This window comes from Rhizobacter sp. P2_H2 (assembly GCF_056403375.1).
In genome coordinates this window covers 1-12,882 of record NZ_JBFUFP010000063.1, presented here as the reverse complement: position 1 = coordinate 12,882, position 12,882 = coordinate 1, and the positions used below count along the sequence as shown (strand labels likewise).

The window sequence follows — 12,882 nt, the reverse complement described above, 5'->3', positions numbered from 1 at the left end:
GGATTGAAGCGGTTGAAGACGGCCAGCATGATCAGCAGCCCGAACGGCAGCGTCCACGTCATGTGCGCGCCGAGCGCCGAGGTGTACAGCCCCATCGCGGTGCCGTAGCCCTCGAGCAGGCCGCTCGCGCCGACGCTCTCCAGCACGCCCTTGAACGCGGTGTCGATCAGCCGGAACTGCAGCCCGATGCCGAGCGAGACCACGATCGACGGCATGATCAGGCTCGCGACCGAGGTGTAGAACAGCACGCCCGAGCCGGCGAACTTCTTGCGGAACGCGAGGCCGGCACCGAGCGACAGCAGCACCGTCAGCAGCATCACGACACTGCCCAGCGCCACCGAGCGCCGGAACGCGGCCGCAATGTCGACGACGCCCATGCCCTCCCACAGCTTCGCGAACCAGTGCAGCGAGGCGCCGCGCATCGGGAACGTGAGCCCGCCTTCGGGGCCCTGGAAGCTGAGCACGAAGATCGTGATCATCGGGCCGTAGAGGAACAGCAYGAACGCGCCGAACACCGCGGCGAGGGCGTAGAAGCTGCGCGGGCGCTTGTCGGCGTGCATCAGAGTTGCTTCCGGATGTCGACGAGCCGGGTCAGGCCCCAGATSATCATCAGCACMACCGCCAGCAGGATCACCGCATTGGCCGCSGCCAKCGGRAACTGCAGGTAMGARGTCTGCACCTGGATGATCTTGCCGAYSGAGGCGATCTGCTGGCCGCCCATSACGCCGATSGTCACGAAGTCGCCCATCACGATGGTGATGACRAARATCGAGCCGATGATGATGCCGGTGCGGCTCAGCGGCACGACGACGTTCCACACCGTCTGCCAGCCGCTCGCGCCGGAATCGCGTGCCGCCTCGATCAGCGCGCGGTCGATGCGCATCATCGAGTTGAAGATCGGCACGATCATGAACATCGTGTAGAGGTGCACGAAGGCGAGCACCACCGAGAAATCGCTGAACAGCAGCCACTCGATCGGCGAATCGATCACGTTGATCGCCTGCAGCCCCTGGTTGATCAGCCCGTTGCGCCCGAGCAGCGGCACCCACGAGATCATGCGGATCACRTTGGASGTCCAGAACGGGACGGTGCACAGGATGAACAGCAGCGTCTGCGCGCCGACCGAGCGCACGTGGAACGCGAGGAAATACGCCACCGCGAAGCCGATCAGCAGCGTGACGAGCCAGACGAGGAAGCAGAACTTCAGCGTCGACAGGTAGGTGCGGACCGTGGTCTCGTTGAAGACGTCGAGGTAGTTCTGCCAGGTGAAGGCCGGGATCAGCTCGTAGTCGGTGGCGCGCCAGAAGCTCACCGTCACCACCAGCAGCAGCGGCAGCACCAGGAACAGCAGGAACACCATGGCGAATGGTGTGGCCTGCAACCACGCTGGCAGACGAGTGGGCTTCATGGGATCAAGCAACGCCCCGGGATCCGGCTTTGCCGGGCCCAGGGGTGGCGCCCCTTGGGGGCAGGAGCGAAGCGACTGGGGGGCTCATGCAGCTACGAACTCATTCCACTTCTGAACCATGTACGCGTTCTCGTCCATGATCGCGTTCCAGCAGGCGATGCCGCCCATGCGCGTCTCGTAGCTGCCGCCGTCGCGCACGCTGCCCGCCTTGGCCAGCAGGTCGCCGTTGGGCGACTTGATGTCCTGCGCGGCCGCCTTGCCTTCCATCCAGTAGGCCCATTCGTAGGCTTCCATCTTGGCCTTCGCGGTCTCCAGCACCGCGCTGTAGTAGCCCTGGCGGTTCAGGTACGCGCCGGCCCAGCCGTCGAGGAACCAGTTGATGAATTCGTAGACCGCGTCGGCCTTCTTGCCGCTCACCGTCTTCGGCACGCCGAAGCCGGCGGCCCACGCGCGGTAGCCCTCCTTCAGCGGCTGGAAGGTGCAGGCGATGCCCTTGGTGCGCACCGCGGTGACGGCCGGCGACCACATCGACTGGATCACGACCTCGCCCGAGGCCATCAGGTTCACGCTCTCGTTGAAATCCTTCCACAGCGCGCGGAACTGGCCGGCCTTCTTCGCCTCGATCAGGGTCTTGATCGTCAGGTCGATTTCCTTCTTCGTCATGTTCCCCTTGTCGGGGTACTTGTAGAGGCCCGCCGCCTCCACCACCATCGCCGCGTCCATGATGCCGATCGACGGGATGTTCAGGATCGCGGCCTTGCCCTTGAACTCGGGGTTCAGCAGTTCCTTCCAGCTCTCGATGGGGCGCTTGATCAGGTCGGGCCGGATGCCCAGCGTGTCGGCGTTGTAGACGGTCGGGATCAGCGTCATGAACTGCGTCGGCTCCTTCGCGAAGTCCTTCGCGGTGGGGGATGCGACGTACATCACCTTCTTCGGCGCGGTGCCCTGGTCACCGACCTTCTTGCCGCCGACTTCGCCCTTGGTGAACAGCGTCGTGATCTTGTCGGCGTTCTTGATGCGCTTGGTGTCGATGCCCAGCAGGTTGCCGGTCGGCAGGATCTTCTTCAGCGAGAAGTACTCGGTGTCGATCAGGTCGAACGAGTTCGGCGCGGTGACGGCGCGCTTGGTCACGTCGTCGGTGGTGACCGGGATGTACTGGATCTCGATGCCGGTGTCGGCCTTGAACTTGTCGGCGATGGCCTTGTCCTGGTTCACCGCGGTGCCCAGGTAGCGCAGCGTGATCTTCTCCTGCGCATGCACGAACGGGAAGGCCAGCGTGCCGCCGGCGGCGGCCGCGCCCTTCAGCAGCGTGCGGCGGCCGAGCTTGGGTGTGGCCGGTGTAGCGGACGGATCGTTGTGGTCGGACATGGAAGGCTCCTCGGGGTGTTTGTGGGAACGGAAAGGATTCAAGCCAGCGCATGCGCCTCGTGCGCGGCCCAACTGACGTAGACGGTGTCGCCGGGCGCGAACGGCGCGGCGTCGAAGCTGGCGTCGGAGACGGTGGCCGTCCAGTGCGCATCGGCCGCCTCGCCGTGCGGCGCGAGGCTGACCTGCACGTACGTGCCCTGGTACTCGACGGCGCGCACCGCGGCGGCGTGGCCTTCGGTGTCGGCATGGTGCTGCAGCCGCATGCGGTCGGAGCGCACCGCGATGCGGCCGGCCGGCGACGCGATCACGTTGTGCGCGCCCATGAAGCGTGCGACGAACTCGCTGCGCGGCGCGTTGAACACCTCGCGCGGCGAGCCGGTCTGCTCGATGCGGCCCTGGTTCATCACGACCACCTGGTCGGCCAGCGCCATCGCCTCTTCCTGAGAGTGCGTCACGTGCACGAAGGTGAAGCCGAGCTCCTGCTGCCAGCGCTTCAGCTCGGCGCGCATCTGCACGCGCAGGAACGGATCGAGCGCCGACAGCGGCTCGTCGAGCAGCAGCACGCGCGGCTCGGTCATCAGCGCGCGCGCCAGCGCCACGCGCTGCTGCTGGCCGCCGGAGAGTTCGCTCGGCAGGCGAGCGAGGTAGGGCGTCATCGCGACCAGCGCGAGCAGTTCGCGCGCCCGCGCATGGCGCTCGGCGGGCGGCTTGCCGCGCATCTTCCAGCTGAAGGCGACGTTGTCGAGCACGCTCAGGTGCGGGAACAACGCGTAGCTCTGGAACATCATCGCGGTGCCGCGGTCGGCGGCGGCGCTGTAGGTGATGTACTTGCCGCCGAGCAGGATCTGCCCGTCGCTCGCGAGCTCGTGGCCGGCGATCATGCGCAGCGTCGAGGTCTTGCCGCAGCCCGAGGGCCCCAGCAGGCAGCAGTAGCTGCCGGAGGGAATCGTCAGGTCGATGCCGTCGACGGCGACCGTGTCGCCGTAACGCTTGACCAGCGAGGTGAGCACCAGGGACGAGTCGGGCTTCATGGTCGCCCATGTATGCAAAGCATGTGCCAGATGACGCTCCCCCCGAAGCGCCTTCGGCGCCTCCCCCCAGGGGGCGCCACCAGCGGCCCGGCAGAGCCGGTTCCGCGGCGGCTGCTTGGCCGATCCAGCACTGCGGCTTGCACCAAGTGCGCAAGTTGGCCTCTGGCATCGCCCGATTTTGGGGCGACGGCACGCCTTGGAACGGGCGCACGACTTGCTCAGCTGATGGCGATACCCGGGCCCGCTTTGTATACAAAGCAGCCCACAGACCCGAGGAGCCGACGATGAAGATCCGCCTGATCAACCCCAACACCAGCGCGTCGATGACCGCCAAGATCGGCGAGGCCGCGCGCGCGGTCGCCGCGCCCGGCACCGTGATCGACGCGGTGCAACCGAGCTTTGGCGCACCGTCGATCGAGGGGCACCATGACGACGTGTGGGCCGCCGCCGGCGTGGCCGAACAGGTGCGCGCGGGCGAGGTGCTGGGCGCCGATGCGCACGTCATCGCGTGCTTCGGCGACCCCGGCCTGCATGCGGCGCGCGAGCTGGCACGCGGGCCGGTGATCGGCATCGCGGAGGCGGCGTTCCATTGCGCGTCGCTCGTGGCCACCGGCTTCTCGGTCGTCACGACGCTCACGCGCACCTGCGTGATCGCCGAGCACCTGGTGCTGCAGTACGGCTTCGAGCGCCGCTGCCGCGGCATCCACGGCACCGACATCGCGGTGCTGGAACTCGACGACCCGGCGAGCGACGCCTATGCACGCATCCTCGCGAGCGCCCGGCAGGCGCTGGAGCGCGACCGCTCCGGCGCGATCGTGCTGGGCTGCGCCGGCATGGCCGACCTGTGTGCGCGGCTGCAGGCCGAGCTCGGCGTGCCGGTGGTCGACGGCGTCGCGGCGGCCGTCAAGCTGGCCGAGGGGCTGGTCGCGATCGGGCTCGGGACGAGCAAGCGCGGGGACTATGCGGCGCCGCTGCGCAAGGCGTATGTGGGGTTGGCAGCGCCCTATTCACCGTAGCCCGGATGCGAATCCGGGATTCGTGGTCCACGATCCCGGGTTGTCACCCGGGCTACGGGCTCGCGGACCAGAACGTCTGATGCAGCTGGAGCAGCTCCGCCTCCACCTCCCCCACCGGCCCCCACACCCGCACCGCCTTCTGCCCGCGCGCAAACACCTCGCGGCACGGCAGGTCGAGCGTCGGGTTGTCGGGATGCGCGCCGGTGATCGCGAGCAGCGCCGCCTCCGACACGCCATACACCAACCGCCCGATGTGCGCCCAGTACTGCGTGCCGGCGCACATCGCGCACGGCTCCACCGTCGTGTACAGCGTGCAGTTCCACAGGAACCCGGGCGCATGGTTCAGCGAGGCATGCCGTGCGAGCGTGGCCTCGGCGTGCTGCACCGTGTCGATGTTGCCCTGCTCGGCCAGCACCGTCTCGTGGTCCGGCGCCACCAGCAGCGCGCCGAACGGATGGCGACCCAGGCCCATCGCCCGCCGCGCCACCTCGTTCGCACGCCGCAGATGCCGCAGCCTCTGCTCGTGCGTCGGATCGGGGTTCGAGAAATCGCTCATGCCGCACCCGCCCGCCGATGCGCCCAGCCCGTCGTGCGCCGCTCGATGATCGCGAACAGCTCGTACATCGCCATCGCCATCGCGCCCACCACCGCGAGCCCGGCGAACGCCAGCCCCATCTGCATCGACGAGCCGGCCGAGATCAGCAGGTAGCCGATGCCTTCGTTGGCGGCCGTCATCTCCGACACCGTCGTGCCGACGAAGGCCAGCGTGATCGCCACCTTCAGCGACGCGTAGAAATACGGCATCGAGCGCGGCAGCCCGACCTTCAGCAGCACATCGGTACGCCGCGCGCCCAGCACGCGCAGCACGTCCTCCAGCTCCGGCTCCAGCGTCGCCAGGCCGGTCGCGATGTTGACCGTGATCGGGAAGAACGAGATCAGGAACGCCGTCAGCACCGCCGGCCCGACGCCGATGCCGAACCACACGACGAGGATCGGCACGAAGGCCGCCTTCGGCAGCGCATTGAAGGCCGTCATCAGCGGGTACATCGCCGCATACGCCAACCGCGAGCTGCCGACCAGGAACCCCAGCAGCACGCCGACCACGATCGCCAGGCCGAAGCCCAGCATCGTGACCCAGAACGTGCGCCACGCATGCGCGGCGATCACCGCGCGGAACTCCCACAGCTGCTGCGCGATGCGCGACGGGCTCGGGAAGATGAAGTCGGAGATGCCGAAGCCGCGGCACGCCAGCTCCCACAGCAGCAGCACCGCGGCCAGCAGCAGCCACGGCGCCAGGCGCTCGCGCCGGCCCGTCACGACACCGCCTCCGGCGCGCGGCGGATGCTGCCGATGTGCTCGCGCAACTCGAGCACCACGTCGCTGAACTCGCGGGTGTAGGTGAGCGCGAGTTCGCGCGGGCGCTCGAAGCCGATCTCGCGGCGCACCTGCATGCGCCCCGGGCCGCGGGTCATCACATGCACCGTGTCGGCGAGGAACACCGCCTCGCGCAGGTCGTGCGTCACCAGGATCACGTTGAAGCGCTGCACCGCGTGCAGGTCGCGCAGCGTGCACCACAGCTCCTCGCGCGTGAACGCATCGAGTGCGCCGAACGGCTCGTCGAGCAGCAGCATCTTCGGCTCGTGGATCAGCGCACGGCAGATCGACGCCCGCTGCTGCATGCCACCGGACAGCTGCCACGGGAACTTGTCCTCGTAGCCGGCCAGGCCGACGCTTGCGAGCAGCGCGCGCGCCTTCGCCTCGTACTCGCCGCGCCGGGCGCGGAACTGCGAGCGGTACGGCTCGACGATCTCCAGCGGCAGCAGCACGTTGCGCAGCGTGCTGCGCCACGGCAGCAGCGAAGGCGCCTGGAACGCCATGCCGGTGATCTTCAGCGGGCCGGCGACCTCGCGGCCGTCGACCACCACCGTGCCCAGCGACGGCCGCCTCAAGCCGGTCGCGAGTTTCATGAAGGTCGACTTGCCGCAGCCCGAGGGCCCGACGATCGCGATGAACTCGCCGGGCTGCGCCTGCAGCGAGATGTCCTCGATCGCGAACTGCCGGCGCGCGAGCAGTTCATCGTTGTAGGCGAGCCAGACGTTGCGGAAATCGACGAAGGGCGGCGTGGACAGGCTCATGGGGATGCGACGGATGCAGCCGATGAAGGGGGTGAAGGGGCCGCAAGGCGCGCGATCAGCGACTTGACCGCCTCGCGGTACAGCGCCGGATCTTCGCTGTGCAGCCGGCTGTGCGAGCCGCCGCTGAACTCGACCCAGCGCGTGCCGGCCGGCGCCGCATCGCGCAGCCTGCGGCCCAGCGTCACCGGCACCGTGTCGTCGGCACTGCCGTGCATGATCAGGATCGGCGCGTCGATGTGGCCGATCTTGTCGACCGAATCGAACTGCTCGTTGGCGAGCCACGACACCACCGTGCCGATCGCGCCCAGCTCGGCGGCCACGTCGGGCAACCGCGTGAAGGTCGACTCGAGGATCAGGCCGCCGTAGTCGCGCCCGGCGTGCTGGCGGCTCGCCAGGTCAACCGCCACGCCGCCGCCCATCGAATGACCGAAGATCACGCGCCGCCGCGGATCGGGCTGGTGCTTCACCAGCTCGGCCCACGCGATGTCGGCATCGGCCAGGATCGTCGCCTCCGACGGCACGAGGGGCGTGCTCTCGCCCCAGCCGCGGTAGTCGACGGCCAGCACCGAGAAGCCGGCATCGCGCAGCGCGTCGATCTTCGGCAGGTTGCGGTACAGCGCGCGGAAGGTGCCGTGCAGGTACAGCAGCGTCGGCGCCTGCGGGTCGGCATTCGGCATCCACCACAGCTGCAGCCGGTCCTGCGCCCCGGGTGTTGCCCCAGGCACCGCCACCGCGTACGACACGTCGCCCGGCCGCAGCACCACGTCGGCCGGCTGCCCCGGCGAGGGTCGGAACACCCATTGCCTCTGCTTCAGGTCCCACCACGCGCAGCCCTGCAGCATGACAACGCATGACATCAATGAGCACAGCCATCCGACACGCCTGGACAGCTGGCTCCAGAAACGGGGTCGAGAGTTCGCGACAATCAGCGCCATGAAGTTTCCTGCCCTGGCGTCTGCCGTGTGCGCCTGCGGCGTGTCGATCTGCACCCCTGCGCAAACCGTACCCGCTGCCCCGGACGCGCCCGAGGCGCCGCCGGCCACTGTAGCCGCCCCCGCCGCCGACGTCGCACCCGCCGCCGATGTCTGGCGCCTGATGTACTCGCCGGCCACCTACCACTACTCGCGCGATCCGGACCACCGCTACGTGTGGATGGTCGGCCTCGAACGCGAGCGGCCGAACGGCGTGGTCTCGGGCCTCACCTACTTCAGCAACTCGTTCGGCCAGCCGAGCGCCTACGCCTACGTCGGCCAGCGCCTGACCGACTTCAGCGACTGGAACCGGCTCTACGCGCAGTGGACCGCCGGCCTGATCTACGGCTACAAGGCGCCGTTCGACGACAAGGTGCCGCTGAACTACAAGGGCTTCTCGCCCGGGCTGGTGCTGACGGTCGGCTGGCAGCTGACGCCGGCGCTGTCGACCCAGGTCAACGTGCTCGGCAACTCGGCGCTGATGTTCCAGTTGTCGGCCGTGGTGCCCTGACATGCGCTACTTCCGGACCACCGCGAACAGGTTGCGCGCGGCCGCATCGGGCAGGTAGCCGTCGGCCCAGACCGCCGCCGGGTTCACACGCTCCTTGGTGCCGAACGCGTCCGACACCTGGCTGGCCATCAGGCTCAGCCGCGGCGCCAGCACCGCCCCGAAGCCCTCGGCCCGCGCATCGGCCGTCAGCACCGTCGCATCGAGCGCGAGCTTCAGGCGCCGCAGCTCCAGCGCCTCGTTGACGATGCCGTCGCGCGCCTTCACGGTGGCGACCGCGGCAGCCGGGTCGGCCACCACGTCCTTCATGCCCTTCGCGAACGCGCGCAGGAAGGCCTTCACCGCGTCCGGGCGCTTCTTCAGGAACGCCTGCGACACGATGACCGCATTGCCGTAGAGCTTCACGCCGAACTGCGGGTAAGGCAGCACGACGACGTCGTCGGCCTTCACGCCGCGCGCCTCGAGGTTCAGCAGCGAGGTGAACGAGAAGCCGGTGATCGCGTCGATGTCGCCGCGCACCAGCATCGTCTCGCGCAGCGGCGGGTCCATCGCGGTCCAGGCCACGTTGCCGATGCCGTTGGCCTTCGCGAAGATCGGCCAGGCCTTGCGGCCGGCATCGAACACCGGTGCGCCGAGCTTCCTGCCGTTCAGGTCGGCCGGCGCCCTGATGCCGGACTTCTTCAGCGCCAGCACCGCGGCCGGCGTGTTGTTGTAGACCATCATCACCGCGACCGGCTTGTCCGGCGCGGTCGGGTTGTTGGCGTGGAACTCCATCAGCGCCGCGAGGTCGGCGAAGCCCATGTCGTACGCCCCCGACGCGACCCGCGTGACCGCGCCGCCCGAGCCGTTGCCGGCGTCGATCGTCACGTCGAGCTTCTCGGCCTTGAAATACCCCTTCGCGGCCGGCACCAGGAACATCGCCGCCGGGCCTTCGAAGCGCCAGTCGAGCTGGAACTTGATCGGGGTGTCCTGGGCGATGGCGCCTTGCGCGAGGAAGGCGGCGGCGAGGGCCAGCAGGCGAGCGAACATGCGAGGTCTCCGGTGGATCGGCGTTTCAGCCCTTCAGGAGGTCATGCAAGGTGCGCGCCACCACTTTCGTGGCACGCCGCAGGTCGTCGAGCACCACATGCTCATCGGCCCGCTTCGCGTTGCTCTCGAACACGGTGCGCGGCCCGGCACCGTAGATCACCGCCGGGATGCCGCGCTCGCTGTAGAGCCGCACGTCGGTGTACAGCGGCGAGCCCGAGGTCGGGATGGCCTCGCCGAACACCGCCTCGCCATGCCGCTGCAGCGCCTCGACCAGCGGCCGGTTGCCCGGCAGCGGCTGCAGCGCATGCGCCAGCAGCAGGCGGCGGATCTCGACCGTGATGCCCGGCACCTGCGCCGCCGCATCGGCGATCACCCGGCGCAGCGCGGCCTCGACCTCGGCCGGGTTCTCCTCCGGGATCATCCGGCGGTCGAGCTTCAGCACCACCTTGCCCGGCACCACGTTGGTGTTGGTGCCGCCCTCGATGCGCCCCACGTTGAGGTACGGGTGGCGGATGCCCGCCACCTTCGACGTGACCTGCCGGTACAGCGCGTTCTGCGCATACAGCGCGTTCAGCAGCACGACCGCGCCTTGCAGCGCATCGATGCCGGTGTCGGGGATCGCCGCATGCGCCATCCGGCCGTGCACCGTCACCTCCATCTGCAGGCAGCCGTTGTGCGCCGTCACCACCTGGTAGCTGAAGCCGGCGGCGATCAGCAGGTCGGGCTTCGTCAGGCCGTGCTTCAGCAGCCAGCCGGGGCCGAGCTCGCCGCCGAACTCCTCGTCGTAGGTGAAGTGCAGCTCGATGCCGCCCTTCAGCGGCACGCCCAACGCCTCGAGCGCGCGCACCGCGAAGGTGTAGGTCGAGAAATCGCTCTTGCTGACGGCCGCCGCGCGGCCGTAGAGCTTGCCGCCCTCGATGTCGCCGCTGTACGGGCCGTGCGACCAGCCCTCGCCGGGCGGCACCACGTCGCCGTGCGCGTTCAGCGCGATGGTCGGACCGTCGCCGTAACGACGCCGCACGATCAGGTTGGTGATGCTCTCCAGGCCGGCCGCGCGCACCTCGTCGCCCGGCACCACGTGCCGTTCAGCCTCGAAGCCGAAGCCCTGCAGCAGGGCCGCCGTGCGCTCGGCATGCGGCGCGTTGTTGCCCGGCGGCGTGTCGGTGGGCACTTGCACCAGCGCCTGCAGGAAGCGGGTCTGTTCATCGAAGTGCGCGTCGATCCACGCATCGAGGCGCGCGCAGAGGTCGTCGCTCATGTCGTCTCCAGGTGATCCAGCAGGTGCTGGAAGGCTTCGACGCACAGCTGTGCGTCGTGGGTGGTGATGGTTTCCAGCGGGTTGTGGCTGATGCCGGAGTTGCCGCCGCGCACGAACAGCATCGCCTGCGGCATCACCTCGTGCAGCTTCATCGCGTCATGGCCGGCGCCGCTGGGCATGCGGTGCACAGGCAAGCCGCCGGCCTCGACCGCGCGCTCCCAGCGGGCCTGCCAGGCCGCATCGCTCGGCGCGGCGCTGGCGCGCAGTGTCTCTTCCAGCGTGTGCTGCAGGCCGCGCCGCCCGCAGATGCGCTCCAGCTCGGCGACGACGTCGCGGGCCAGCGCATCACGCGCCTCGTCGGTGGTGGCGCGCAGGTCGAGGCTGAAGCGGCAGCGGCCCGGCACGACGTTGATCGAGCCGTTCGGCACCGTCAGCATGCCCACCGTGCCGACGAGGTGCGGCTGCGCCGCAGCGCGCTTCTCCACGTACAGCGCCAGCTCGGCCACCGCGGTCGCGGCATCGCGGCGGCGGTCCATCGGCGTCGTGCCGGCGTGGCTGGCCATGCCGATCACCTCGCCCAGGTAGCGCACGCTGCCGTTGATCGACGTGACGACGCCCAGCGGCAGGTCGAGCTCGTTGAGCACCGGCCCCTGCTCGATGTGCACCTCGACGAAGCCGAGGTACCGCGACGGGTCGCGCTGCAGCGCGGGGATCGTCGCGGGGTCGAGGCCGGCAGCGCGCATCGCGTCGCGCATCGCGATGCCGTCGGCATCCTGCTGGTCGAGCCAGCGCACGTCGAACTGCCCGATCAGCGCCCCCGAGCCGAGGAAGGTGGCCTTGTAGCGCTGCCCCTCTTCCTCCGCAAAGCCGACCACCTCGATGCCGTGCCGCAGGCGCCGGCCGGCGCGCTGCAGCTCGCGCACGCAGACCATCGGCACCAAGATGCCGAGCCGGCCGTCGTACTTGCCGCCGTTGCGCACGGTGTCGAAGTGCGAGCCGGTGAGCAGGCGCGGCGCGGCGCGGTCCGCCCCGTGATAGAGGCCGACCACGTTGCCGACCGCATCGACCGACACCTCGTCGAAGCCGCACTCCTGCATCCAGCGCACCAGTTGCCGCTGGCAGGCACGGTGCGCATCGGTCAGGTAGGTGACGGTGAGCTGGCCCTGCTCGGCGTAGCCGGGGTCGCTGTGCTGCGCGAGCAGCTCGGCGCAGTCCCACACCTGGTTGCCCAGCGTCGGCTCGCTGCCGAACTTGTCGTCCAGGCGCAGCTCGGCGATGCGGTGGATCTGGCGCAGGCATTCGGCCAGCTCGACATCGGCCGGGCCGTCGACGCGGCGCGCGAAGGTCTCGATGATCTGCGCGCGCGTGAGCCCGCTGCCGCGCGGACCACGCACCGCGAGGATGAACGGCCAGCCGAAGCGCTCACGGTACGCGGCGTTCAGCGCCTGCAGCCGCGCGTACTCCGCCTCGGAGCACTGCGTGAGCCCGGACACCGACTGCTCGCTGGCCGACTCGCTCGTCAATGCCACGCGCGCCTTGCCAGCGAGTTCGGGATGGGCGCGCACCAGCGCAAGCTGCTCGTCGCGCGGCGCATCGCGCACCACCTGCACCAGCGCCTGGCGCAGCTGCGCGAGGCTCGCGAACGGCGCCGCGGCGAACGCGCGCTCGGCGATCCATGGCGAATGCTCGTAGGTGCCATCGAGCAGCGCGACGAAGCCCTCCAGCGTCGCTTCGTTCAGTTGCTGCAGGCTGACGCTCATTTCCACACCCAGGCGTTGTCAGGGTTGAACGGATGCACGCTCTTCCAGTGGCGCGCGATGTCGACGCGGCGGCACACCCACACCCGGTCGTGCGCCTCCACGTGGTCGAGGAAGCGCTGCAGCGCGCGAAAGCGCCCCGGCCGCCCGAGCAGCCGGCAGTGCATGCCGACGCTCAGCATGCGCGGCGATTCGTCACCCTCGGCGTACAGCACGTCGAAGCTGTCGCGCAGGTAGGTGAAGAAATCGTCGCCGGTCGCGAAGCCCTGCGGCAGCGAGAAGCGCATGTCGTTGGTGTCGAGCGTGTACGGCACCACCAGGTGCGGCGCGAGGCTGCCGTCGGTCTTGCGCACCTGCAGCCAGAACGGCAGGTCGTCGCCGTAGTGGTCGCTGTCGTACTC

Annotated in this window: 13 protein-coding genes and 1 pseudogene; 2 read left to right on the top strand and 12 right to left on the bottom strand. The window is 69.3% G+C overall.

Annotated features, from left to right (window positions below; all coding sequences use genetic code 11):
- From AC1D15_RS06665 to AC1D15_RS06650, 4 genes are all read right to left on the bottom strand, one after another.
- A partial coding sequence (locus AC1D15_RS06665) for an ABC transporter permease (RefSeq protein WP_477825379.1) occupies positions 1–560 on the bottom strand: 560 nt, incomplete at its 3' end.
- Complete coding sequence (locus AC1D15_RS06660) at positions 560–1,408, bottom strand: ABC transporter permease (RefSeq protein ID WP_477825378.1); 849 nt, start codon at positions 1,406–1,408, stop codon at positions 560–562. The genes AC1D15_RS06665 and AC1D15_RS06660, both read right to left, overlap by 1 nt.
- An 84-nt stretch (positions 1,409–1,492) precedes the next feature.
- The gene (locus tag AC1D15_RS06655) at positions 1,493–2,776 is read right to left on the bottom strand and encodes an ABC transporter substrate-binding protein (RefSeq protein WP_477825377.1); all 1,284 of its coding nucleotides are present in this window, start codon (positions 2,774–2,776) and stop codon (positions 1,493–1,495) included.
- A gap of 38 nt (positions 2,777–2,814) precedes the next feature.
- Positions 2,815–3,807: an ABC transporter ATP-binding protein gene (locus AC1D15_RS06650; RefSeq protein ID WP_477825376.1), complete on the bottom strand. Its 993-nt coding sequence runs from the start codon at positions 3,805–3,807 to the stop codon at positions 2,815–2,817.
- A gap of 284 nt (positions 3,808–4,091) precedes the next feature.
- Between AC1D15_RS06650 and AC1D15_RS06645 the strand changes: the two genes are divergently transcribed.
- Positions 4,092–4,823, top strand: a complete 732-nt coding sequence (locus AC1D15_RS06645; protein WP_477825375.1) for an aspartate/glutamate racemase family protein — start codon at positions 4,092–4,094, stop codon at positions 4,821–4,823.
- A 52-nt stretch (positions 4,824–4,875) separates the two neighbouring features.
- Here the strand turns inward: AC1D15_RS06645 and AC1D15_RS06640 are convergent, their stop codons facing one another.
- From AC1D15_RS06640 to AC1D15_RS06625, 4 genes are read right to left on the bottom strand one after another with little or no spacing between them, the layout of a single operon-like run.
- A complete protein-coding gene (locus AC1D15_RS06640) occupies positions 4,876–5,379 on the bottom strand; it encodes a nucleoside deaminase (protein ID WP_477825374.1) in 504 nt (167 codons plus the stop codon).
- The gene (locus AC1D15_RS06635; RefSeq protein WP_047506804.1) at positions 5,376–6,140 is read right to left on the bottom strand and encodes an ABC transporter permease; all 765 of its coding nucleotides are present in this window, start codon (positions 6,138–6,140) and stop codon (positions 5,376–5,378) included. The genes AC1D15_RS06640 and AC1D15_RS06635 overlap by 4 nt, the downstream gene beginning before the upstream one ends.
- The gene (locus AC1D15_RS06630) at positions 6,137–6,958 is read right to left on the bottom strand and encodes an ABC transporter ATP-binding protein (RefSeq protein ID WP_477825373.1); all 822 of its coding nucleotides are present in this window, start codon (positions 6,956–6,958) and stop codon (positions 6,137–6,139) included. Before AC1D15_RS06630 ends, AC1D15_RS06635 begins: the two co-directional genes overlap by 4 nt.
- Entirely contained in the window at positions 6,955–7,800 is an 846-nt protein-coding gene (locus tag AC1D15_RS06625; protein WP_477825372.1) for an alpha/beta hydrolase, read from the bottom strand. The genes AC1D15_RS06630 and AC1D15_RS06625 overlap by 4 nt, the downstream gene beginning before the upstream one ends.
- A gap of 91 nt (positions 7,801–7,891) precedes the next feature.
- On the opposite strand from AC1D15_RS06625, the gene AC1D15_RS06620 reads away from it, so the two are divergent.
- Positions 7,892–8,440: an ABC transporter ATP-binding protein gene (locus AC1D15_RS06620; RefSeq protein ID WP_477825371.1), complete on the top strand. Its 549-nt coding sequence runs from the start codon at positions 7,892–7,894 to the stop codon at positions 8,438–8,440.
- 6 nt (positions 8,441–8,446) lie between these two features.
- On the opposite strand, the gene AC1D15_RS06615 is transcribed toward AC1D15_RS06620, so the two are convergent.
- The 4 genes and pseudogenes from AC1D15_RS06615 to AC1D15_RS06600 all read right to left on the bottom strand — a co-directional run.
- Positions 8,447–9,466: an ABC transporter substrate-binding protein gene (locus AC1D15_RS06615; protein WP_477825370.1), complete on the bottom strand. Its 1,020-nt coding sequence runs from the start codon at positions 9,464–9,466 to the stop codon at positions 8,447–8,449.
- Positions 9,467–9,491: 25 nt separating this feature from the next.
- A complete protein-coding gene (locus AC1D15_RS06610) occupies positions 9,492–10,724 on the bottom strand; it encodes a M20 family metallopeptidase (RefSeq protein ID WP_477825369.1) in 1,233 nt (410 codons plus the stop codon).
- Complete coding sequence (uraD, locus tag AC1D15_RS06605; protein WP_477825368.1) at positions 10,721–12,484, bottom strand: 2-oxo-4-hydroxy-4-carboxy-5-ureidoimidazoline decarboxylase; 1,764 nt, start codon at positions 12,482–12,484, stop codon at positions 10,721–10,723. The genes AC1D15_RS06610 and uraD overlap by 4 nt, the downstream gene beginning before the upstream one ends.
- Positions 12,481–12,882 (bottom strand): annotated as a pseudogene (locus AC1D15_RS06600) (allantoinase); the annotation flags it as partial. The pseudogene AC1D15_RS06600 and the gene uraD, both read right to left, overlap by 4 nt.